This is a genomic window from Thermofilum sp., assembly GCF_038871435.1.
Classification (GTDB): Archaea; Thermoproteota; Thermoprotei; order Thermofilales; family Thermofilaceae; genus Thermofilum; species Thermofilum adornatum.
In genome coordinates, this window is the sequence record NZ_JAVZIC010000003.1 from 71,772 (window position 1) to 92,910 (window position 21,139).

At 47.3% G+C, this 21,139-nt stretch carries 30 protein-coding genes, 1 tRNA gene and 1 other RNA gene; 17 read left to right on the top strand and 15 right to left on the bottom strand.

Translation table 11 applies throughout. From position 1 onward, the window contains the following. Nucleotides 1-25: 25 nt before the first annotated feature. Nucleotides 26-682 (bottom strand): CDP-2,3-bis-(O-geranylgeranyl)-sn-glycerol synthase, encoded by a 657-nt coding sequence (locus QXT17_RS05060; RefSeq protein ID WP_020962315.1) that lies wholly within the window; start codon nucleotides 680-682, stop codon nucleotides 26-28. A 49-nt stretch (nucleotides 683-731) separates the two neighbouring features. After that, nucleotides 732-974, bottom strand: a complete 243-nt coding sequence (locus tag QXT17_RS05065; RefSeq protein ID WP_148682012.1) for a hypothetical protein — start codon at nucleotides 972-974, stop codon at nucleotides 732-734. Between the two features lie 224 nt (nucleotides 975-1,198). Here QXT17_RS05065 and QXT17_RS05070 point away from each other — a divergent pair. From QXT17_RS05070 to ftsY, 4 genes are all read left to right on the top strand, one after another. Next, nucleotides 1,199-1,301, top strand: a tRNA-Ala gene (locus tag QXT17_RS05070). Nucleotides 1,302-1,389: 88 nt separating this feature from the next. After that, nucleotides 1,390-1,653 (top strand): 50S ribosomal protein L18Ae, encoded by a 264-nt coding sequence (gene rpl18a, locus QXT17_RS05075; protein WP_052887180.1) that lies wholly within the window; start codon nucleotides 1,390-1,392, stop codon nucleotides 1,651-1,653. Nucleotides 1,654-1,659: 6 nt separating this feature from the next. Then, entirely contained in the window at nucleotides 1,660-2,061 is a 402-nt protein-coding gene (gene pfdA / locus QXT17_RS05080; protein WP_020962312.1) for a prefoldin subunit alpha, read from the top strand. A 20-nt stretch (nucleotides 2,062-2,081) separates the two neighbouring features. Continuing rightward, nucleotides 2,082-2,990 (top strand): signal recognition particle-docking protein FtsY, encoded by a 909-nt coding sequence (gene ftsY / locus QXT17_RS05085; protein WP_020962311.1) that lies wholly within the window; start codon nucleotides 2,082-2,084, stop codon nucleotides 2,988-2,990. A gap of 7 nt (nucleotides 2,991-2,997) precedes the next feature. Here the strand turns inward: ftsY and QXT17_RS05090 are convergent, their stop codons facing one another. From QXT17_RS05090 to fen, 4 genes are all read right to left on the bottom strand, one after another. Continuing rightward, a complete protein-coding gene (locus tag QXT17_RS05090) occupies nucleotides 2,998-3,897 on the bottom strand; it encodes a hypothetical protein (RefSeq protein ID WP_148684702.1) in 900 nt (299 codons plus the stop codon). Between the two features lie 66 nt (nucleotides 3,898-3,963). Beyond that, nucleotides 3,964-4,962, bottom strand: coding sequence for an MBL fold metallo-hydrolase (locus QXT17_RS05095; RefSeq protein ID WP_020962309.1), 999 nt, complete (start codon nucleotides 4,960-4,962; stop codon nucleotides 3,964-3,966). Further along, nucleotides 4,946-6,547 carry an ATP-dependent DNA ligase gene (locus QXT17_RS05100; RefSeq protein WP_020962308.1) on the bottom strand — a complete coding sequence of 534 codons (1,602 nt, stop codon included), beginning with the start codon at nucleotides 6,545-6,547 and terminating at the stop codon, nucleotides 4,946-4,948. The genes QXT17_RS05095 and QXT17_RS05100 overlap by 17 nt, the downstream gene beginning before the upstream one ends. 24 nt (nucleotides 6,548-6,571) lie before the next feature. Beyond that, complete coding sequence (gene fen, locus QXT17_RS05105) at nucleotides 6,572-7,594, bottom strand: flap endonuclease-1 (protein ID WP_020962307.1); 1,023 nt, start codon at nucleotides 7,592-7,594, stop codon at nucleotides 6,572-6,574. A gap of 64 nt (nucleotides 7,595-7,658) precedes the next feature. Here fen and QXT17_RS05110 point away from each other — a divergent pair, with 64 nt between their 5' ends. Beyond that, nucleotides 7,659-8,009, top strand: coding sequence for a co-chaperone YbbN (locus tag QXT17_RS05110; protein ID WP_020962306.1), 351 nt, complete (start codon nucleotides 7,659-7,661; stop codon nucleotides 8,007-8,009). 2 nt (nucleotides 8,010-8,011) lie between these two features. On the opposite strand, the gene QXT17_RS05115 is transcribed toward QXT17_RS05110, so the two are convergent. Together QXT17_RS05115 and QXT17_RS05120 are read right to left on the bottom strand one after the other, a co-directional pair. Then, a complete protein-coding gene (locus tag QXT17_RS05115; RefSeq protein ID WP_020962305.1) occupies nucleotides 8,012-8,332 on the bottom strand; it encodes a translation initiation factor aIF-1A in 321 nt (106 codons plus the stop codon). Between the two features lie 83 nt (nucleotides 8,333-8,415). After that, nucleotides 8,416-8,793: a 30S ribosomal protein S6e gene (locus QXT17_RS05120; protein ID WP_020962304.1), complete on the bottom strand. Its 378-nt coding sequence runs from the start codon at nucleotides 8,791-8,793 to the stop codon at nucleotides 8,416-8,418. A gap of 111 nt (nucleotides 8,794-8,904) precedes the next feature. Here QXT17_RS05120 and QXT17_RS05125 point away from each other — a divergent pair, with 111 nt between their 5' ends. From QXT17_RS05125 to QXT17_RS05135, 3 genes are all read left to right on the top strand, one after another. Then, complete coding sequence (locus QXT17_RS05125; protein ID WP_020962303.1) at nucleotides 8,905-9,075, top strand: ribbon-helix-helix domain-containing protein; 171 nt, start codon at nucleotides 8,905-8,907, stop codon at nucleotides 9,073-9,075. A gap of 65 nt (nucleotides 9,076-9,140) precedes the next feature. Then, entirely contained in the window at nucleotides 9,141-9,362 is a 222-nt protein-coding gene (locus QXT17_RS05130; RefSeq protein ID WP_020962302.1) for an LSm family protein, read from the top strand. 13 nt (nucleotides 9,363-9,375) lie between these two features. After that, the gene (locus tag QXT17_RS05135) at nucleotides 9,376-9,567 is read left to right on the top strand and encodes a 50S ribosomal protein L37e (RefSeq protein ID WP_148682010.1); all 192 of its coding nucleotides are present in this window, start codon (nucleotides 9,376-9,378) and stop codon (nucleotides 9,565-9,567) included. Here the strand turns inward: QXT17_RS05135 and QXT17_RS05140 are convergent. The 3 genes from QXT17_RS05140 to ffs form a co-directional block, all read right to left on the bottom strand. After that, on the bottom strand, nucleotides 9,554-10,042 hold the full coding sequence (locus QXT17_RS05140) for a RecB-family nuclease (protein ID WP_020962301.1): 489 nt from the start codon (nucleotides 10,040-10,042) through the stop codon (nucleotides 9,554-9,556). The two genes, QXT17_RS05135 and QXT17_RS05140, sit on opposite strands and share 14 nt — an antisense overlap. A 65-nt stretch (nucleotides 10,043-10,107) precedes the next feature. Next, nucleotides 10,108-11,055 (bottom strand): DNA cytosine methyltransferase, encoded by a 948-nt coding sequence (locus QXT17_RS05145; RefSeq protein ID WP_240366754.1) that lies wholly within the window; start codon nucleotides 11,053-11,055, stop codon nucleotides 10,108-10,110. A gap of 419 nt (nucleotides 11,056-11,474) precedes the next feature. After that, an RNA gene (gene ffs / locus QXT17_RS05150) (signal recognition particle sRNA) lies at nucleotides 11,475-11,793 on the bottom strand. A gap of 113 nt (nucleotides 11,794-11,906) precedes the next feature. Between ffs and QXT17_RS05155 the strand changes: the two genes are divergently transcribed. The 5 genes from QXT17_RS05155 (at nucleotide 11,907) to QXT17_RS05175 (ending at nucleotide 15,048) form a co-directional block, all read left to right on the top strand. Further along, nucleotides 11,907-12,494, top strand: a complete 588-nt coding sequence (locus QXT17_RS05155; RefSeq protein ID WP_187147051.1) for a DNA-directed RNA polymerase — start codon at nucleotides 11,907-11,909, stop codon at nucleotides 12,492-12,494. Next, nucleotides 12,487-12,696 carry a transcription elongation factor subunit Spt4 gene (spt4, locus tag QXT17_RS05160; RefSeq protein WP_020962298.1) on the top strand — a complete coding sequence of 70 codons (210 nt, stop codon included), beginning with the start codon at nucleotides 12,487-12,489 and terminating at the stop codon, nucleotides 12,694-12,696. The genes QXT17_RS05155 and spt4 overlap by 8 nt, the downstream gene beginning before the upstream one ends. An 81-nt stretch (nucleotides 12,697-12,777) precedes the next feature. Next, complete coding sequence (locus tag QXT17_RS05165) at nucleotides 12,778-13,773, top strand: deoxyhypusine synthase (protein ID WP_020962297.1); 996 nt, start codon at nucleotides 12,778-12,780, stop codon at nucleotides 13,771-13,773. 13 nt (nucleotides 13,774-13,786) lie between these two features. Continuing rightward, nucleotides 13,787-14,809: a glycosyltransferase 4 family protein gene (locus QXT17_RS05170; protein ID WP_148682009.1), complete on the top strand. Its 1,023-nt coding sequence runs from the start codon at nucleotides 13,787-13,789 to the stop codon at nucleotides 14,807-14,809. 5 nt (nucleotides 14,810-14,814) lie between these two features. Then, nucleotides 14,815-15,048, top strand: coding sequence for a hypothetical protein (locus QXT17_RS05175; RefSeq protein ID WP_148682008.1), 234 nt, complete (start codon nucleotides 14,815-14,817; stop codon nucleotides 15,046-15,048). Here QXT17_RS05175 and QXT17_RS05180 read toward each other — a convergent pair. The 3 genes from QXT17_RS05180 to serS form a co-directional block, all read right to left on the bottom strand. Continuing rightward, nucleotides 14,989-15,537 carry a pantetheine-phosphate adenylyltransferase gene (locus tag QXT17_RS05180; protein WP_020962295.1) on the bottom strand — a complete coding sequence of 183 codons (549 nt, stop codon included), beginning with the start codon at nucleotides 15,535-15,537 and terminating at the stop codon, nucleotides 14,989-14,991. The genes QXT17_RS05175 and QXT17_RS05180 overlap by 60 nt on opposite strands. Before the next feature lie 59 nt (nucleotides 15,538-15,596). Continuing rightward, nucleotides 15,597-15,995 carry a translation initiation factor IF-5A gene (locus tag QXT17_RS05185; RefSeq protein WP_020962294.1) on the bottom strand — a complete coding sequence of 133 codons (399 nt, stop codon included), beginning with the start codon at nucleotides 15,993-15,995 and terminating at the stop codon, nucleotides 15,597-15,599. 70 nt (nucleotides 15,996-16,065) lie between these two features. Beyond that, complete coding sequence (serS, locus tag QXT17_RS05190; protein WP_052885503.1) at nucleotides 16,066-17,424, bottom strand: serine--tRNA ligase; 1,359 nt, start codon at nucleotides 17,422-17,424, stop codon at nucleotides 16,066-16,068. Nucleotides 17,425-17,517: 93 nt separating this feature from the next. Here serS and argF point away from each other — a divergent pair, with 93 nt between their 5' ends. The 4 genes from argF (at nucleotide 17,518) to QXT17_RS05210 (ending at nucleotide 20,702) form a co-directional block, all read left to right on the top strand. Then, nucleotides 17,518-18,477 carry an ornithine carbamoyltransferase gene (gene argF, locus QXT17_RS05195; protein ID WP_020962292.1) on the top strand — a complete coding sequence of 320 codons (960 nt, stop codon included), beginning with the start codon at nucleotides 17,518-17,520 and terminating at the stop codon, nucleotides 18,475-18,477. Nucleotides 18,478-18,534: 57 nt separating this feature from the next. After that, entirely contained in the window at nucleotides 18,535-18,813 is a 279-nt protein-coding gene (locus QXT17_RS05200; RefSeq protein WP_020962291.1) for a SecE/sec61-gamma family protein translocase subunit, read from the top strand. Nucleotides 18,814-18,830: 17 nt separating this feature from the next. Continuing rightward, nucleotides 18,831-19,310 (top strand): transcription elongation factor Spt5, encoded by a 480-nt coding sequence (locus QXT17_RS05205; protein ID WP_020962290.1) that lies wholly within the window; start codon nucleotides 18,831-18,833, stop codon nucleotides 19,308-19,310. Between the two features lie 69 nt (nucleotides 19,311-19,379). Then, the gene (locus QXT17_RS05210; protein WP_148682006.1) at nucleotides 19,380-20,702 is read left to right on the top strand and encodes a UbiD family decarboxylase; all 1,323 of its coding nucleotides are present in this window, start codon (nucleotides 19,380-19,382) and stop codon (nucleotides 20,700-20,702) included. A 29-nt stretch (nucleotides 20,703-20,731) separates the two neighbouring features. Here QXT17_RS05210 and QXT17_RS05215 read toward each other — a convergent pair whose 3' ends face one another. After that, complete coding sequence (locus QXT17_RS05215; RefSeq protein WP_287912550.1) at nucleotides 20,732-21,118, bottom strand: hypothetical protein; 387 nt, start codon at nucleotides 21,116-21,118, stop codon at nucleotides 20,732-20,734. Between the last annotated feature and the right edge of the window lie 21 nt (nucleotides 21,119-21,139).

Genomic DNA, 21,139 nt, shown 5'->3' on the forward strand with positions numbered 1-21,139 from the left:
ACTTCTTTGAGAAGAGAATAGCCCTTTACCATGGAACATTTTTTAGCTTTAGAAGATAAGCGGCGAAATTCGTTAAGATATGTATGAGAGGCGTTATAACCATGGCAATGAATGCGAGGCCCATGTCTAGGTCTCCGAAGAAGATAAACTGTAAAATGAAGGATCCTATTAGGAAGTCCACCTGGTCAAGTATCCACGCGGGATCCCCCGGCTTTATTCCTATTCTACGTTTTATGAAGGCGCCGACCAAATCCCCCAGCAAAGCTCCCAGCGCCAGCAAACTCCCTAGGGCTAAGTCGTGAAGACCCATGTATTGTAGTATAAGGGAGGCGAGACAGCCAGCGGCCAGTCCGCCGAGGAATCCTTCAAATGTCTTGTTCTTGCCGAATATTTCCCTACCGTCAAAGAAACGCTTGTTAAAATCTATTGGGTGTCTCTTTATGTTTTTTGACAAGAAAAATTTTCCAATGACTACGGGCGACCCGTTTGCTACGTATGCAGGTAAAATCCAGATTATAGCATTGACCACGTGTTGCAAGGTAAAGACATTCATGAGAGCTTTGGGCCCCATTGTGAAGAAGAATAAAACCAAAAGGACAAACACGTAGAAGCCATAAAACACTAGGAAGCTCGAAAGCAACGCCTTGCGAACATTGTCAATGGCAGCAAATGCACTATCCATGGCTCATCTAGAAACAGAAAAAGGATTATAATTTATCTTTTTCCACGATCTACTGGTTTGAGAAAGAGGCCTTAATGTAATTCCTAATTTCCTCGTAGCCCGAGAGAATCGTATTGTTAGTGACGAGTAATGGTGTCTTTGTAGACCCATATTCTACTAGAAGCCAGCCCCTTAACCCATTTACACTTACATCTACAATCTTTATCTTGTCGTGTGCCCCCCAAATCTTAATGTCTTCGAGGAGCTTCTTTGAGTCCTCATCACTACCAACAAACAAGACTAGGTTCTTCATAGTGTTTTCCACCCTAACTAGGGAATCTCCTCCGCTAATCAAAAAAGTGTCACTTCCTTTGTTGACCATATGAACCCCGTAATAGGTTTGTAACAAAAACATGAAATTGCTTCCGAAAATAATCCTGAAAGTTATCTCTCCTATACAAAAAACAATGACTGGAAAGAAAAGCGATGGAGCTCAGCGCAAAAACTTTTAAAAATCTCAAGTATTCTAAACAAAGGGGGCCGGTCGTCTAGTGGGAGGATGCCGCCTTTGCAAGGACCATGAAAGTTGGGGTTCCGAGAACGGCGGTGGTCCCGGGTTCGAATCCCGGCCGGTCCACCATTTTTCTGACAAATGCTTTGTGAGGAAGTTTTGGCCGCGTTGAAGCAAAAAAACTATAAATCTTGTTACATTTTTTCTGAGGGTCGTTATGGGTTCAGTGAAAACATTTGAAGTTTCGGGAACAATGCGTCTAAGGCTCGGCGAACAAAGGAAGTTTAGGATCTACGTAAGGGGGCTAAGCGAGGACGAAGCAAAAGAAAAAGTATACAGTATCTTGGGGTCGAGACACAAGCTCACTAGAAACCACATAAAGATTGCAAGTATTAGAGAGGTTCCCCTAGAAGAGGTTCAGGACGAATACGTCAGGGATCTGGCACAGGCAGACAAGATTGTCGCGTATATTTTAAGGTGAATATAATTGTCACAGATAAGTAGGGAGAGGCTGGCCGAGGAATACGGTTACCTGGCCCAAATAGCTGAAGAACTCGAGAAGGAAATAACCCTTGCACAGAGCCTAGTCGCCGAAGTTGAAGCTGCTATTTCGGCTCTTAAAAATATAAATTCTTTGGAAGATTCAAAGGAGATACTTGTCCCGGTTTCCTCAGGGATATATATCAGGGCAAATGTGAAGAAGCAAGAGAAGTTCCTAGTGGCAATAGCGCGAGACATACTTGTTGAGAAAACCTTCGAGGAGACTTTGGATTTCCTCAGCAAGAGAAAGGAAGAACTGAACCAGCTCATACAAAAAAGAGTAGACGATTTGAACAAAATCGTGTCTAGGATCAGAGAAATCGAAGGAATAATCAAGGCAACAAAATAGCCTGCCGGGAGTAGTTTCTAATGCCGAGCTTTAGCCTGAAAAATGTTTTAAAGTCGTTTGTAGAGGAGCTTGCCTATACGGAGCTTGACCCCAAGGCTGTAGAAGAGGTTTCGTCGACCTATGTATTGAAGCTTGTCGAAGAAGGAGTAGCCCTAGAAGTTGCAGAGTCTATTTTTAGGGATCTTTCCGAGCGTATTTCTGGGAAAAAAGTAGGCAGACTAGAAAACAAGAAGGAAATCATCCTTAAAGAGTTCAGGAGGCTCCTCGAAGACCTTTTCTCCCAGGCGGGGAAGATAGATATATGGCAGAGAACTGCTGAGGCTATTCGACAAAAAGGCTATTTCACAATTGTATTTCTAGGGCCAAATGGCCACGGAAAAACAACTACTGTGGCCAAGCTGGCCAATCTATACAAGGAAAAGGGCTATAGGGTTACCATAGCGGCGGCTGACACTTTTCGGGCAGGTGCCATAGAGCAGGCACAGTACTGGGCGTCCAAAATTGGTGCAGACTTTGTGTCTCTGGGATATGATGCTGACCCCGCCGCTGTTGCCTATGAGGCTGTGAAACGCGGGGAAAAGGGTTTGTCTCAGGTTGTTTTGATCGACACTGCGGGCAGGATGCATACAAAGAAGAATCTAATGGACGAGATGAGGAAAATAGTTAGAGTATCTCAGCCAGACCTAAAGATATTTGTGGGAGATGCCCTTGTAGGGAACGATGCAGTAGAGCAGGCCAAGACATTTTACAACGAGGTCGGATTCGACGGCTCTATTCTCACCAAGTTTGATGCAGATACTAAAGGAGGTGCTGCCCTGTCCATTGTATACATAACACGGAAGCCAATAATTTTTGTCGGCGTCGGGCAGGGTATAAGAGACCTAAAAGAATTCGATCCGGAATGGTACCTAGAAATGCTTCTTGACTAGCCATGCGTTAGAATGTTATCTTGCCTACTATCCGTGACATTTTCCCATTTGTATTAGGCGTTGCTATCAAGTATTCCTTTGCCTCAGGCAACGGTTTCCTAAGCTGTACTCTGATGCCGTCTCCTTCAACCTCAACTATTCCAGTAGAATAGCAGCCTTCGCTGTATATATGGTACTCATTGCCATTTTTGAGGTCGACGGACCAGGGGAGCTTTACGATCTTGCCTTCAATTTTTTCAGTCAAGTTGCCTCTTACCAGCGAATAAGTCTCTTTGAGTCTTTCGTACTCCTCGCCCTTAATAGCTAGGCCTACCCTTGTCCCATAGCCCACTTCTTCAAAGTCAACGTCTAAAACTTGTATGCTTTTTATCTCTATTTCCTTTTTTGCAGGGAGAGAGACAAACTTGTCATGTGCTCTTATGGATGTCTTGGCATATCCAAGCATCACTGTGCCGACACCCCTCACCGGGAAAACTCTGTCGATATAGATGAAGCCCGCATTTTTATCTACTGCTAAGTCTTCAAAGCGGATCTCGTGGGGGCTGTCTACGAAGAGGGCGTTCTTGACTCCGGCGCTTGACGCAAGTTTCTTAATTCTTTCGTCTCCACCTATAATTATGCTTTTCTTCTCGAGCATGCCCATCAACAGTAGGAGTTCTCCATCAAATGAATTTAGCGGCTCGTCGCCGTAAAATATGATCACATCAGAGAGAGTAGCCGTGGAAACAGCGTTGAGTATGCTGTCTGGGTAGTCTGTGGGTACAAGTAGAGAGAGGAGAAGGTCTGGGGAAAGCTTTCTATAGTAGATTTCAACCTTGTTTTTGTCCTCGAGTTTTGCAATGCTCCCCGCTATTTCACGTGCTTTTTCTGGGGATTTAGATAGCACGGTTACTATTATTCCCCTCAACCTTATCACCTTCACTATTTTTCACAACAAGGAGTTTGCTATAGCAGATGCAGAGTTAATAAGTCTTTATTTTTCCAGGAAATCAAAGAGCTTATCACATCTCGCGCGTTCTTTTTTCAGTGCCTCCAGTATCTCTCTGTAGTTGCTTGGCGGCGGGTTGTTTTCGAAGAGGAAATTTCTGTATGCCTCCAAACCCGTGTATGGGAGCCCGAGAATGTCGCTATAAGTCTTTATGCTGTTCCCAGGGATACCATAGCTTTCAAGCTTTTCTCTCCATTCGGGATCTCTTAGAAGGTGGTGGGAAATAATGATTTTGCTTTCTTGTGAGAGCTGGGCGTAAAGCCTCGAGAGGTTCCTCATCCCCCTGTCCACAGCATCCTTTGATACTTTCGACCCCGAGAGATAAGTTGGGGGACCTCCAACTATTACGATTCTGGGTTTGATTTTTGTTATCTTTTCTAGGACATCGTTGCTGTAGGGACCCTGCACGTCGGGCAAGAAGGCTAGCTCGGCTTTGTCTTGAAAATAAACGATAAAACATAGCACATAGCCTAGATTTTCTCCATGAGGGGCCAGGAAGCTTTCAATTTTAGTATCTCCAAAGCTTAGGAGAGAATCGTTTACTAGGTGTATCTCATTGGTTCTGCCTTCGATAGCTTTAAAGAACTTTCTAGCTCTCTCTTTCTGACTGGGATTTATCTTTTCAGAGGGATGTTTAGCTACGAGTATTTTTCCAGAATATATTTCTAGGTACTCGTTTCCACCTGTACATTCAAAGAGAGATGGGTAGGGCGGTGTATAATGGTCACGATGGTAGTGTGACACTGTGATTATTTCTGCTTGTCGAGCTTTTTCTAGAATCTTTTCTCGGCGCTTAGCCAGTGCTTTGAATTCTTCTGGATGCGGGGGTAAGCCATACCTTTCCGGGCCAAGAGAAACAGACGCATCGAAGAGAATCTTTAGTCCCGCTATATCTGCATAGAGCGCCATTGATCTGACTCCGAGGCTCTCGTCGGCAATAGGCTCTATACTTATCTTTGCCAATGCTCTATCCCTCCTCCTCATCCAGTTCTTTATTCTGCATTTTCTGGAGATATCTTCTTCTAAGCTCGCCTAGCGTTGTGGCTTCATCGGGGCTTTTGTCAAAGCGTATCCTTCTGATACGTGCAAAACGCAACGCAAAGCCTGAGGGGTATCGCTTGCTTCTCTGTATCTCGCTATAGTCGACCTCCACAACTATTTCAGGCTTCACATATACAGTGTAGCCTTCCTCTCTGGTCTTCAGCTGTAAAAGTTTCTTTGTCATTTCTTCGAACTCCGCGTCGCTGAGCCCCTTGAATGTTTTTCCTACAGATAGAAACTTTCCACTTTCCTCATCTAGAACGCCTAGATGATAGTTGCTGAGCCATCCACTTCTTCTGCCGTGCCCCCATTCTGCCGCGATGATGACGCAGTCAATCGTATCATAAGACTTAAGTTTAAGCCAGTCGCTCCCCCTTATTCCAGGCTTGTAAAATGAAGATGCACGCTTCGACATTACGCCTTCATGGTTTTCGCTCAGCGCCTCCTTATAGAAATTCTCGGCCTCCTCCTTCTCGTATACGATCTTCATCTTGGCAAGTAGCTCGTCGCTTGTAACTATTTCCTGCAAGATGCTCCTTCTCGAACTATAGGTTTCCTTAACCAGCGTCCTGCCATTGATATATATCACGTCGAAAAGATGGAGCTGGAACGGAAGCTCGCGGAAAAACTTTTCGCGTTCTCTTTTCCGTCTCACCCTCTTCAGCAGATCCTGAAAAGCTACAGGTTTGCCGTCGACAACAGCTAGGGCCTCGCCGTCAAGAATAGCTTTCTCCGCCTTAACGTTTCCTAGGACTTTTTCTACAACATCCGGCACAAACTCGGTAATCCTGTTCAGCCGCCTAGAAAAAACCTCAACCCTTCCTGAGTCTATGTGTATCTGCAAGCGTATACCGTCATACTTGTACTCTAAGTATAGTGGAGCCCCATGCTCCTGGAAAAGCTCTTCCACACTGTATGCCATATCTGCAAGCATGGGCTTGACTGGATGGAAAAGATTCAGCTCTGCTCTTCCAAGCATTGAAGGCTTTTCTCGGGCCATTAATAGCACGTCACCCACATCGCTTAGAACCATGTATGCGTGCAGTACGTCGCTTATTGGCACATTTGCAATCTTTGAGGCCGCCTCGAGCAGGAGGCCCTTGCTTGCACCTATCCGGACCTCGCCGAACAGTACACGTAGCAGAAAGTCTATTTCTCTTTGCTCCATCCTAGAAAGGAGAGACTGCAAAAGCTTGATCTTCTTGTTTTTGCTACCCTCTCCAGTAGCGCCAGCTATCCTCTCAAGTGTACGATAAACCTCAGTAATTGTTAAAGGCTGTACAGCTATCGGCAGGATAGATGCATGCCTCACCACACTATATGCCTGTTTAAGCGAAGAATACCCCACGCCGAGCTCCTTCGTGTCATATTCTGGGAAAACCTCGCCGGCCAGGAACCTTGCCGCGATGGGCACTTCTTCTGGGGACAGCTTTTCAAGAAACTCTGCTAGTAGGCGTATCTTTTCTTTTCTACTAGCTACCTGTGTAACCCTGTCTGCTACTTCTACTAGGTCCCTAAAGAATGCCACATGATAATAGACTCTGCAACACCATTATAAAAAATAATCTAGAGTCCTAGTTCGCCTCTGGAACGCCTCTCTTAACCTTTTAAGATATGTTTCTACTTTTTCATGTGAAAAGTCGTTTTCGTCTACGAGAAACTTTCTAAGCCCCTCCTCGTCGAGCTCTCCAAAGATTATATCATAGCTCGTGGTTATAGGAGGATTCAAGAAGAGTTCACGTATTTCCTTATAGTTGTTTGGGAGCATTTTCTTCAGATTTAGCGGCAAGCCTTCGAGGGATCCATACTTTTTTATCAGGTAGAGTGCACGTTTAGGTCCTACCCCGGGAATCCCGTCATTGTAATCCGTGCCGACAAGGATAGCTAAATCAACTAGTTGCTGATGCGTGATGCCAAGCATATTCAGCGTCTCCTCGAGCTCGACTATTTCTGGCATAAGTTTTCGAGCCATCATCTTAGAAGGTAGCCATTCGAACCCTGTAAGCGTAACGTACCGGACAAGTCTGGGTGAACCGTACAAGAGAGAGTCCCAATCCATGGAGCCCACAGCCCACGCTTGCTCACTTTTCACCAGGAAGGCAGCCTGCGCCTCGGCGTCATGGGGAGCCTGTATAATTGGGAAGCCCATAAGTCTCAAAAGCTTCTTTGAGCTTTCAACTATCCATTCGTCTATCGAGGCTGAGACTACTGCCTTAGAGAAAGCTTTTTCTAGGTCGCCTTTCCTCAAAAGCTCAAGATATTCTTGTCTAGCCTTTTCGCGCAGGGTTTTCCTTCTTTCCAGCTCTTTTCTCTTTAATGGGTGGGGTGGCCCATCGAATACGAAGATAAAGAGCATGTTGTACTCGTATACAAGCCTAGAATACCGGGACACTAGTCCAACCAAGTGAGAGGTAACTTGTCCTCTACTGTTTGTTAGGGGTCTCCCATACTTGTCTCGCACGAGGGCCAGGAACTGGTAAATAGAGTTGAAAGCGTCTATGGCCAGTATTCTTCCCTGAAGCTTGTCCAATTCAACATGTTTAGGGCTTATCAGAGGAGTTAGATATGTACCCATCTTTCTGTTCTATTTAATGCCTTGCGCTAAATAAATTAAGTGCCTGGGACACCTTGGATAAGGTATGTCTGAGGCATGCAACCAGCTAGTAGACGTGACTGGCGACGTCTTGATACAGCTCTTGCAAAACATGAGAGTAGTTGTTATAGACTTTTATGCAGATTGGTGTGTCCCATGCAAAGCTGTTGACGAGATACTTAGACAGGTTAGCAAGTTGTTCGCGAAATATGGATCTGTATGCTTTGTCAGGGTAAATGTTGACGTAGAGAAGGAGATTGCCGAGAAGTTTGAGGTTCTAGGTCTCCCGACAGTAGTTGTGATAAAGAAAGGAACGGAAGTCAAGAGGTATTCGGGCGTGCCGAGAGACCTCGCTTCCGACTTGGCCCACACAGTTAAAAACTGTCTCAGAGAGTAGGGCTATCCGAGAAGGTCCTTCAGCTCCTTCAAAAGCCCCTTCTTCTCTAATTTTTGTAGCTCGTTAGAGGTATACCTATAAATTATGTCGCCACGCTCTGGCTGAAAATCCCACGGAGCGACAAGTACAACGTCGCCGACCTTCATCCACATGCGTTTTTTGAATTTTCCAGGTATCCTGCATAGCCTGATCTTACCGTCACTGCAATAGACACGTGCCCTATCAAATCCTAATAGTTGCTGGATTATACAGAGAAGTGTCGTTTGGTTGTCGGGAAGCGGAAATTCTTCTGTTTTTTCTGTCTCATCAGGTGTTTTACTCATATATTTAAGGCTAGGTAGACCGCACTTATAAAACTATTTACAACAATTGCGGTTTGAAGAAAGCCGGCTTAAACTACAACAATCTAGCTTGAGGCTTTTGCTTGTTCCTCGTAGACGATTACAGCGTTTATCTGTACAATGTCTTCCGATATTGTATTTCCACGGACAAATCTCCTTCTGCGTTCACCCTTTTCTTTGGGCCAGTAGCCTGGAGGGCCAGAGAGCAGGAAGTACCCTTTCCTGGCGCCCTGGATATCGGGCCTCATTGGCTCTCCAGCTCTTCCAGATCCACCGGTGATGCGGAGCTTGATTCCGGGCTTTCCTACGAGCGCGCCGTCTATTATGTCTCCAATCTTGTGTCCAATCAGCCTCAGGGCTTGTTCACCGCTTACCTCGACTTGTTCTGCTTTTCCAGTCTTTGGGTCGGATATTACGATTTTGAACGAGGTTTTAGCTGACACGTGAACACCTCTCAACATAGACAAAAACGGACTTTTTAAACTTTAGCTTTGCATGAGCATAGACCCCGTCCTTGTGGCAAATATTTAATAGAGCGCTACATCATATATAAGATGATGAGCAAGGAAGGCGACCTGGTAAAGGTTAATTTTCGCCTGAGCGTTGAGGACTATAATAGGGCGCTTGAACTCGTTAAAAGGGGAGAATACTCCTCTATGAGTGAACTCGTCAGACACGCAGTCACGCTACTAATAAATGAGTACAAAAACTCTCAGCGTCCCTGAGTGTAACTTGTGCTAAGAAAAACTTTATAAAGTTCCTAGGGGGCTGTTAGTGAGGCGAGTATCAGATGGAAGAGGGGACAATCTCGATCCTAGCAGAATCTTTGGGCAAAAACGTGCTTGTAAGGCTAAAGGGTGGAAGAGAGATACGTGGGCTCCTAAAAAGCTATGACTACCACTTGAACCTTGTTCTAGAAAATGCCGAAGAAATAAAGAACGCCAAGACCAGGCAGCTAGGCACCATAATTGTTAGGGGGGATAACGTGATCCTGGTTTCCCCAGTCCCGTGAGGGGTGTTGAGGAATGGTTAAGGGTACAACATCTTTCGGCAAAAGGGGTAAAAAGATCACACATATACGTTGCCGCCGGTGTGGACACCACAGCTACAACATTAGGAAGGGCTACTGTGCGCACTGCGGCTTTGGAAAGTCTAAAAGGATTCGAAAATACAGCTGGCAGAACAAGAAAACAGTTACACGCATCAGACTTGTCTAGTCTGTATTGTCTGTGACACCGTGTAAAGCGTTATTGCTACTGTTCCGACGGTGCCTATATCTTCTATTACCCTGTCCGGGTGTACTACCTCTCCAAGCTTCATTTCTTTCTGGGTAAGCCCGGGCTCTGAGCCTCCGAAAACTAGGAGCACTTTCTTTATCTCGCTAAGCCTCTGGGATAGTTTGCTAAGTGTCTCCGAGAGATTCGCTCCTCCATACTTGCCTGGCACAACCACTAGGGTTACGTCTGGCTGTAGAAGCTCTATTACTTCTGACAGGTCCGAGAGAAAAATTATATTTGCATTGTAGCGGATCGCAAGTTTCTGCGCCTCGGGGAGCCCTATCTGTGCCGCCGGCCCTACTGCCTTAGATATAACTAGTGTCTTGTATCCTAGGCCGAAGGCTATTCTGGCAGTGTCTGCTACACGCTGTGAACTATTGGTGTTGTGGAGCACCGGTATGAATTTGTCAAGCATACTTTTTCGCTACAAGGGATGCATACTGGGTAAAGAACTTTTTGGAAACTCTCCAATGGCTGGGGTCATAGGATCTTTCTTATCTCTCCAGCTATTGCACGCGCCAGCGGCACTGGGACAGCTTCCCCAACCTGGTTGAACTGTGAATCCTTGCTTCCAACGAAAACATGGCTATCTGGGAACCCCATCAATCGTGCCTGCTCACGTACCGTTAAAAGCCTGTTTTCAAACGGATGAACAAACCGTGTAGACCCCATCACGGTGGGAGAAGGTCGATAAGGGTGTAGCCTAACCAAGTTCCCTAGTACACGTTTTCCGTAGCCTCTGTAATGTATCAGTGGTTCGCCCCACTTCAGTTTTGCTATTCTCTTGAGCTTCCCCGTGCTCAGGGAGACTGGCTCATGATTTGGAATTTCATAATATGGGTCAGGCGGCGGCAGGTCGCCTATCGCCTCCCAAACAGTAACCTGTCTGCCCGTCTTTTTCGGGGCTATCTTTTTGTTAGAGATAAATACGCGTACACGATGAGAAGGGGTTCCATAGTCCTCAGCCTTTAGCACATTGAAGTATACTTCTGAATATCCGACGCGTGCAAATTCTTCCCTAATAACTTCACCTAGTCCACCGTCAAGAATTCCCGGAACATTTTCCATTACGAAGACTTCTGGCTCTAGGTCCCCGACAATACGGATAAAATGTAGGACAAGAGATCCAAGCGGGTCCACATAAAGCCTGTTTAGCGGCTCTTTTTCTCTCTTGGGGTTAGCCCTCGTATAGCCTTCACACGGTGGACCCCCGATAATTACATCTGGCTTTTCCCCAAGCTTACTCAAAATATCCAGTGAGTGTAGCTCCCTTATGTCGTTCACGAATACATGGGCCTTAGGAAAGTTCAGGGCAAAAGAGGAGGCAGCATTACTGTCCAGCTCTACAGCCCCCACAATTTCGAACCCTTCCTGATGAAACCCCCTGCTAAACCCCCCAGCGCCGGCAAACAGGTCTAAGACCTTCATTGCAAACTCCATGCATGGAACGCGGCACCAGAAATAACTATTTCTACGATCGGGCGCCAAGTGGCCGGTCGTACCCCCCCTTATGTTTAGGCGGCATCTGTCTAAGGGTCTACCCGGAGCCTCCCCGCGGAGCCTCATAGGCTCCTGCTTGACCCTCCCCCTGCAGGATCAGCGTTCCACGCAAGCTTGCCACGTCGTCGCTACCACTAAAAGTAGGTCATCCCCATCCGTGGCAAGAGCAACAGCTGATCCACGGCATCTCGCCGTGCCGCTTACGCGGCTACAGGTCCGCGGCGGTGAGGGGGTTCCACAGCCCGTCTCGTCGCCGAGACGGACCGGAGGCCGCCCGCCGGACCACTTGGCGCCCATTAAAATTGATTACAGTGATACTATACATTTTTTTCGCATACAGAAATGCCCGGCGGCATCCCCCCACGGTGGCCCAGCCTGCTGTGTGGGGTCCCCGCAAAGGCAGCCCTCTAACCGTCGCCTCCACGAACACGCCTCGGAGGCCTTAGGGCCGCTCCCTCCCGGGCCTAACCCGGTTCGGCCTCTGCCGCGCAAGGACTCCTCCTACGAGGAGCCTTACGCGGACGAGGCGTCCCGTGGAAACGGTTTTCATTGGTACCTTTGCGGGTCTCCGCACAGCAGGCTGGACGCCCATGGGGGTTGACGCCCCCCACCGTAAAGCCCGTTTGTGGTGCAGGGGAGGGCTAGCCCCCTGGGGCTTTCCCGCCGGGCATTTATTTTTGTTCTGAGAAGTCTTATTTACGTTTCGGTTGCTCGCGATTATTCTGAGATGATTGTCTTTAAAGAAAATGTTTAAAATATCTGTTTGTCTAAGCAAAGATGTGTACAAGTTAGTAGAGCTTCAAGACGTAATTAGGATTCCTCCGAGAATGTTTGGCAGACCCCTAAAAGAGGTTGCACTAGAGATTTTGAAAGAGGAGTTTGAGGGCAGAGTTATCCAGGGAATCGGGATGGTTGTCACAGTTTTGGATGTGGATGTATCTGAGTATGGCTATTTGACTTGGGGGGATGGCGCGCCATATCACGATGTGAGGTTCAAGGCATTGGTTTATAGTGCTGTCAATAACGAGATTGTTGAGGGAGAAGTTGTCCTCGTTGAAAATATTGGCCTAACTGTGAGGCTAGGACCCGTTGATGGCTTTGTGCACAAGTCACAGATCTATCCATCGAAGAACATAACGTATGATCGAGAAAATGGCGTGGTTCTTATACAGGACGAAAAGGGTACCAGGACGATAAGGAAGGGCGACATTGTCAGGGCGAGAGTAGTTGGTATTGCTTACGATGAGCAGAAAGGTCAGCTAAAAATTAGGTTGACGATGCGTCAGCCCTACTTGGGCAAGTTAGAGTTTATTAAGGAGCTTATCGAAAAGTCTAAGACGCAGCAAGCCGGTGAAAAGAGTGGCTAAGAAACGTAAGCTCCCGTTAAAGGCATGTGTAAAGTGTAAAACGCTTGTCCAGGACACTGTAGAGGTTTGCCCCATATGCGGGTCTAGAGAGTTCACCGAGGAGTGGGATGGCTTTATAGCGGTGATTGACCCAGAGAAGTCTGAAGCCGCTAAAATGCTGTCGATAAGTCAGAAAGGAGTGTTCAGTATAAAGGTGCACTAGGGCGTTGGCCTTCTTTTTCCGAAATAGCTGTACAGTATAGCCTGCATTAGGTTTTTTAGAAAGGACGTTTTCTTCGTGGCTGTGAATGAAAGCGAGAAGATAAAAATCCGTCGAGAACTCTTGCGTGAGCCAGTTACAGACATTAGGCTAGCCGACATAGCTGAAGCCTCGGAAAAATTAATGGAGAAGTATAAACAGATGGGAGGCTTCTCGGTAAAATACCTAGTGAGAGCCGCAGATATACTGGTCGATGCGATCACCACCTCTAGCAAGATTGCGTTGGCTTTTCCAGCAAACCTTGTCTCTACGGGCTTAAGGGGCATCATAGCCGATATGGTCAATAAAGGGATATGTGAACTACTCATGACGACTGGCGGCACTTTCGACCATGACATTGCACGAGGAACAGGGAACAACTACTATATAGGCGAATTCGCGATGGACGACGTCTTTCTAAAAGAGCTCGAAATACATAGGCTGGGAAACATCCTTATTCCCGTCGAAAACTATGGCCCGCCAATTGAGCGTTTCGTCCACGAGATGCTCGAGGAACTAATAAAAATAAAAGATACATGGACAACCAGCGAGCTTGCACATGAGTCTGGTAAAAGACTCAGAGACGAGTCATCTATTCTCAGAGCCGTCTATGAGAGAAACAAGCTCCTGTTTGCACCCGGAGTTCTCGATTCTGCATTTGGAACCGCCATATTTACCTTTAACGAGGAGCAACGCCTCAGACCCAACGCCAAGCAAGTCAAGCTTGACTTGCTAGAAGACGAGAGAAAAATCTCCGAATACATATACAGTGTTGACAACTTGACGGGTATAATTCTTGGCGGCGGCATATCTAAGCACCACCTTATTTGGTGGTCACAGTTCCGAGGTGGACTAGACTATGCAGTCCAAATTACTTCGGCTCCAGAGTGGGACGGGAGCTTGTCTGGAGCACAGACCAGGGAGGCAATAAGCTGGGGAAAAATAAAGCCTCAGGCCAAACATGTGACAGTGCCGGGGGATGTAACTATATTGTTCCCAGTGTTGATGGGTTACGTAGCCAAAAAAACAGGTGTTGTCTAGGAGGTAATGAGGTATGCCGGAAGCCTTTTTAGGTGTCTTGCTGTCGTCTATCGTAGCTTTTCTAGTGGTAAAGATAGCCACACCTAAAATAATTAAGCTGCACTTGGAGCACGGCCTAAGCCGGCCCGATGCACATAAGCCTGGAAATCCTCTCGTTGCGCACAGCGGAGGCGTAGCCCTCTTTATAGGCTTTGTATCTGGACTGATATTGTTCATGCTTTTCTATCCTCTGGACGCATCTTCTCTAGCAAAACTAGTTGGAGTCGCCCTCAGCGCTGGGATAGGTTTCGCTATAGGATACATAGATGACAAAAAAATCCTGGGAGGACTGACGAAAACTATTCTAAGCGTTTTTACATTTGTTCCACTAGCCGTCATAGGTTTTCTTTACCCAAAAGCTATCGAATGGGGCAGACCAGTAGTTCCAATAATTGGCAGGATGAGAATGACAATAATATACTGGCTCCTCCTACCTGTCTCCGTTGCCGGCACGGCAAACGTCGTCAACATGCTTGATGTTTTAAACGGCATTGTCCCAGGCACGTCAATAGTCATATTTACAACACTTGCCATAATCAGTTTACTGAAAGGAGACACGCTTCTCTTTGTACTAACAGTAGTATCTCTAGCCGTTCTACTCGCCTATTATCCTTTCAACGCTTACCCTGCGAGGATATTTAACGGGGACAGCGGTAGTCTCTTCCTGGGCGCTCTTCTTGGAGCAATTGCCGTAGCTTTCCACCTGGAGTTCGTTGTCCTGGTTCTTCTGTTGCCACATATACTTAATGGTCTCTTTGTTCTAGTGAGCTTTAGGGGCTTCAGGGAGCATCGGGAAATAAAAGTGAGGCCGGTTCTTGTAGAGAACGGGATATTAAGGTCTAACCCAGACCCAAAGGCACCTCTGACCTTAACTAGACTGATTCTGCATTTCTCTGGGCCGTTAACTGAGAAAGAGGTTGCTGAAATGTACATATGGTTGGAAGTTGTAGCAGCTTTCCTTGCTTTTCTGTCCTATTTGTTAACACCGGTGGGGTGATGTAGATGGCTAGCATAAATAGGAAGATTAGAACCATTGCTCTCTTGTCTGGGGTGTTACTTGTTTTCTGGGGGTCTCTTATTGCCCTCGTAGCACTGGCTGAGAAGGTTGCAACAGTTGTTCCACAGAGTTTTGCAAGGAGTCTCCTGGGAATACTTATCCTGGCTATATGGGGGCTATTAGTAATTTTCCTTGTTGAAGCTATACGGAGAAAAATCGCCTCTAGTCTGTCTGCTTAATATTTTTCTCCATAACGTTGTACTTGAGAGTTTTTCTCCCTCATGTCCTATGAGCTCAACGGAATACACCTTGAGAGGTTTTAGACCCCTCGCTCTCCTGGCCAGGTTTACCTTTACAGCGCCTGAGAATGTTTCTTCGCTTACGAAAATACAGTCAGCCTCCACCTCTGTTAAAGCTGGTCCATACTCATCGTCGATTGGCACTACGAGTATGTTTAGCGAGGGGTCAACGTGCATCAAGAATAGAATCACGGATAACGCTCTCAGCTCGTATGGCTCTACTGGATGACTTTTTTGGTTTTTCCTAATATATTCGTCGCTAGTCACGCCAACTATAAGTTTCTCAGACTTGCTGGCCGCATATCTCAGAAGGTGTCTATGTCCCCGGTGAAGGAGAGAAAAAGTGCCACCGACAAGCCCAATTTTGCACTCTTTTTGTGGCAGTACGCATCCCTCAGGTGTAAGCCAGGAGAAAATTTGTGTCAGCACTCAAGATCGCGGTCATCGCTTTTGGCTCACTCCTGCCTGGCTCATCACGAAAATAGTCTCTAAGTCCTAATCCTCATTATCTTTGGTCTGCCCATTACTTCCCAGACTTCGACCTCAACGCCCTCGCTGAGCTTTGACTTTAGTTCTTCTTCCTGTGGCATCGGCATCTCAAATGTAGAGTAGTCTTCCAGGTTCATCAACTGTAGGTTGTCACCAACAATAGCAACGACTTGTGCAGTGAACTTCCTTATCACTGGGACCTCTACGCGTGCGTCTGTTGGCACAACGATGCTTCTTTTGCTTCCGTCAAAGAAGCCTATGCCCACTATCCTGGCCTTCGCGGATCCATGTTTTCCTGTTTTGCTTTTCTCGACTTCAACTACCTTGCAAGGTTCACCGTCGATAACTATGAACGATCCAACCTTGATGTTTCCAGCTTCCTCGGGTCGTGTACTCATATTTCATCAAGCATAAATGGTTAAATGTGTATATAAAAGATTATCTTTACCATGAGAAGAGGAATGGCAACTATTCAAGTACAAGTACCTTAAGGTTTTTCTCTACATGTTCTAGGTATTTATGAAGTACTTTCGGTACCTTTACGTAGCCGTCCTTTGTCTGGTGGTTTTCCACTATAGCACAGATTGTCCGCTGAATAGCGAGGGCGGTGCTGTTTAGGGTGTGGACATAACCCTTCGTTACACCTCCTTTGTATTCAGCATACCTTATGTTAAGCCTGTAGCTTTGCCAATCAGTGCAGTTCGAGCATGACACCATTTCTCTGTACTTAGCCTGGGCAGGCATCCATGCTTCTAAGTCATACTTTTTGGCGGCCACCATTCCTAGATCTCCAGAAGCTATGTTGACGACCCGGTAGGGTATCTCTAGTCCCTGCCACAATTTCTCGGCGTTCTCTATCAGCTTTTCATGCCATTTCCAGCTCTCGTCGGGATGCGAGAAGACGAACTGTTCTACCTTTTCGAAGTGGTGGACCCTGAAGATTCCCTTGGTGTCTTTTCCATGAGCGCCAGCCTCTTTCCTAAACGATGGACTGAGGCCAGCATAAAGTAGTGGCAAGTCTTTTTCTGGTATAACGTCCCCTGAGTGTAGCGCGGCTATCGGGTGCTCGGCTGTGCCGATCAGGTACAGTTCTTCGCCATCAATCTTATAGACCATGTCTCGGAAGTCCTCGAAGCTTATCACTCCCTCCAAGACTTCACGTCTAAGCATGTAGGGTGGCAGAAGTATAGTGAATCCCTGCGAAGCCAGGAATTCCAGTGCATACATTTCTAGCGCGAGTTCGAGCCACAAAAGGTCGTTGAACATGTAGTAGAATCTTGCTCCTGCAACTTCGCCTGCCTTCTGAGTGTTTGTGAGCCCTTTGCTTTCCAGAAAATCTGCGTGGCCCAGCGGTTTCCAGTCAATTACCTCATAGTCAACGTTGAAGCCCTTCTCCTTGGTTTCCTTCAAGAATGCTTCAACGTCTCCACTGTAAACCTTCGGCTTTCCCCAGTATCTCACTGGCTGGTTATAGCTTTCGTCGGGACCGATGGGGACTGTCTCGTGGATAACATTTGGCAACTTTTTCAAAACCTCGTCTCTCTTTGCCTCGAGCTCGGCCAGCTCTTTCTCGATATTGTCAACTTTCCTGCTCAATTCACGTGCCTTGGCCAGGATCTGTTCCCTCTCCTCGCCTTGCGCCGTCCTGATGCGGGAGGAGACAACATTCAGTTCGTGTTTTGCCTCGTCATACTCCTTCTTCTTCGCCCTCCACTCAGTGTCAAGCCTTATAGCCTCCTCCACCAGACCCGTATCCAGAAACCTAGCCTTCATGTTGTCTATGAGACGCTGGGGATTGTTCCTTAAAAGATACAGCATCGACCACATGCAGACTCAAAGACACAAAGTCTGATAAACTGGTATATATTTTCTTGGTTTACCTGCGTCACTTTTAAATTTTTGATCAAAAATTTTTGAAACGTGAAGAAAAGAGACCTGTTAACCTTGAGAGATTTCTCTAGAGAAGAGATACTTGCACTTCTACAAGACTCAATCCTGCTCAAAAAGCTTAGAAATGCAGGTGCAAAGTACCTGAATCTATTATCCGGGAAAACAGTTGCAATGATTTTTGAGAAGCCCTCTACAAGGACCCGCGCCTCATTTACTGTCGCCGCATATGAACTTGGGGCGTTCCCCGTAAGCTACTCCTCTAACGAGTTGCAGCTTGCCAGGGGAGAACCCGTAAAAGATGTTGCGCGCGTCTTGTCCAGGTACCACGACCTCATAGCTGCCAGGGTTTATCGGCACGAGGATCTAGAGGAGCTTGCAAGATATTCAAGTGTTCCAGTTGTTAACCTGCTGAGCGATAAGTATCACCCGTTACAGTCGCTAGCCGACTATATGACTATCCTGGAGAAGAAGGGCAAGATAGACGGAGTAAAGATTACGTTTGTAGGGGACGGCACGGACAATGTTCTCAATTCGCTTATAATTGCTGGAGTCAAGCTTGGAGCCAAGATTACAGTGGCGTCTCCAAGAGATTACATGCCCAGGGAGGATCTAGTTGGAAAAGAGTATTTGTCCAAGATCCAGGTTACGGAAGACCCATATGAGGCTGTGAAGGACGCGGACGTTATCTATACGGACGTGTTTGTGAGCATGGGGCAAGAAAAAGAGAAGGAGGCCAGGCTCAAGGCTTTTCTCCCAAGGTACCAGGTAAACAGCGAGCTTTTGAAACACGTGGGGAGGGAAGACTTTATCGTGATGCACTGCCTGCCTGCGCATAGGGGCGAAGAGATAACCGACGAGGTTGTAGAGTCGAAAAACAGCGTGGTGTTTGATCAGGCCGAAAACAGGTTGCATACGTCTAAGGCTGTTCTCCTTCACCTGCTGTACCCAGAGTGGACCAAGTATCTGGGCAAACAGCCCTTACATCAGTAAAGTTTTCCCGAAACACAAGATATTTATTTTACATTTTTCTCAGAAGAACCGAGCGACATGAGTAGCAAAAGTGGCAAACTCAGCGACACAATTATCCGGCTATTGAGGATGGTTTCACGCCCAGAACCAGAAGAATACAAGATGATGCTACGAGTAGTGCTAATTGGTCTGGGCCTCCTAGGAACCATAGGCTTCGTATTCCAGCTGATGGGCTCGTTCCTAGAATTTGCTGGCCTGGGAGGCATCTCTAGGGAATACGTACTCCTAGGAGGAATAATCATCATAGTGGTAATCCTCGTCCTCGCCGTCTATCTACGCAGACGCGAAGAAATATAGCCCCTGGGTGAAGATTGTTGGCAGAGGAGAAGAAGGTTGAGCTCTCCCGTTTCTACGCGCTGAGGGTAACCCAGGGCCAGGAATACAACGTTGCCTATCTCCTGTATAGACGTGCAACCTCTGGAAACTACAAGGTGTACTCGATACTCGTTATCCCCGCACTTAAGGGCCTAGTGTTTGTTGAAAGCGACGCCCTCTACGAGGCACAAAGGCTTGCCTATGGCCTGAAACATGTCAGGGGCGTCATAGGGGGCGCGGTTAGCCTCGCCGAAATGGAGAAAATGCTGAAGCCCAAGCCACTTGTGGAACAGCTTAATGTTGGCGACCTTGTAGAAATAATTAGGGGCCCCTTCACTGGAATGCGTGGCAAAATTGTGGGCATCGACAAGTCAAGGAACGAGGTAAAAGTAGAATTGGCCGAGGCTGTCTTTGTTTTACCAGTTACAATAAGTGCCGAAGACTTAAAGGTCATAAAGAAGGCAGAGGGAGAGTCTTAACGCATCTTCTAGAAGTCTGACTACTTGCATATGGATGACAGCCGAGTATAGGTTTATTTACACAACCATGTGTCTAAAGTACTCATGGAGCAAAATATTTCCCTTGATATTAGAGCACTTTTGACACATTTAGACGAATCTGGCCTGCTTAGAAAAATCCCGGGGCAACTCGCGCTAGACTATGAGGCCGCTTGGCACATCCAGCAGGCCCAGCCATACCCCGTAGCTCTCGATACGCCAAACGGAAAAGTTGTTGCAAATCTGCTTGCGAAACGGGAGAACCTGTCGCTGGTTCTAGGCGGAGGCTCCGACGCAGAGATATATACACGTGTAGCGAGAGCCATGGAAAACCCTACATCAATAAGGATTCTAGAAAAGCCCAGCCTCAAGGAAACGAGCGTCGATCTCTACAAGCTACCAATCCTTAAATTCTTCGAGAAGGATGCTGGAAGATACATTACTTCAGGCATATTCATAGCGAAAGACCCCGAGACAGGCGCAGTAAACGCGAGCATCCACAGAGCACTTGTACTAGACGAGGAAAACCTAGCAGTAAGGCTTGTCCCAAGGCACCTTTACCAGATACACAGGAAGGCAGAGGCGAGGGGACGGAACCTCCCAGCGGCCATACTCATAGGTGCACCACCGATAATGTATCTAGCGGCAGCAATGAGCCCGCCGTTTGGCGTCTACGAGGCCGAGGTCGCAAACACACTTGTAAACGGCGCCTTGAGGGGGACTGACAGCTTCCTTGAAGGAGTCGCGTTGCCTATTCCCACGGAAATAATAATAACCGGGGAATTCGTAGCTGGGAAACGGGTAGACGAGGGGCCATTCGTAGATATCCTCGGGACATACGACATAGTTAGGAAAGAGCCTGTTTTCCACGTTGAATCGATAAGTGTCAGGCAGGACTACCTGTACTATACTATTCTGCCTTCGGGCTACGAGCACCTGCTATTGATGGGTTTTCCAAGGGAAGTAGCAATCTACACAGTGGCGTCAAAGACAGCCCCAGGCATAAAAAAGGTTAGGCTCACGCCTGGGGGAGGAGGGTGGCTCCATGCAGTCATCTCGATGGAAAAAACAATAGAGGGCGACCCCAAAAACGTGATAATGGCGGCGTTCGCTGCACACCCCTCCCTGAAATCGGTAGTAGTTGTGGATACAGACATAGACCCCGACAATCCACAGGACGTTGAATGGGCGCTGGCTACAAGGATGCAGCCAGACGAGGACGTAATCATCATAAGGGGGGCAAGGGGGAGCAGCCTCGACCCGTCAGCAGACCAGGAAACACTTCAAACCTCGAAGATCGGCATAGACGCTACACGTCCACTACACAAAAACCCAGAGCTCTTCCGCAAAGCCAAGATCCCGCATCCAGAGTAGGCGCGCCCCCTATAATCCTATGCGAGAGTCTAGAAAGTCGTACCGTCCTCAAGTAAGACGTCTGGGTAATGCTTCCTAGCATTTTCTACAATCCAGTACCCAACCAGGTCAGAACCTATCCTACCCACACCCCTCACACGCCTAACAACCATCCTTACCCCTCCACCGTCCTCCACCAGCCTCACCATGAAGACCTCGCCCCACTTCCACCTATCTTTCTCCCTGAGGCCAACCTTTACCAAGAAGTAGTCGTCCTGTCTCTTCACCTCCCTGAAAAAAGCATACATCCACCTGCCGCCCCTCCTCTCCTCGATGAAGTAGTTCACCCCCCATCCACCCATATTCAGCAAGACCTCTGCAAGCTGATCGCTCGACACTCCGTTAAGCAGGAAAGACGCCTCCTTTACGCAGCCCACATAACTTTATTTGAAGCCCAC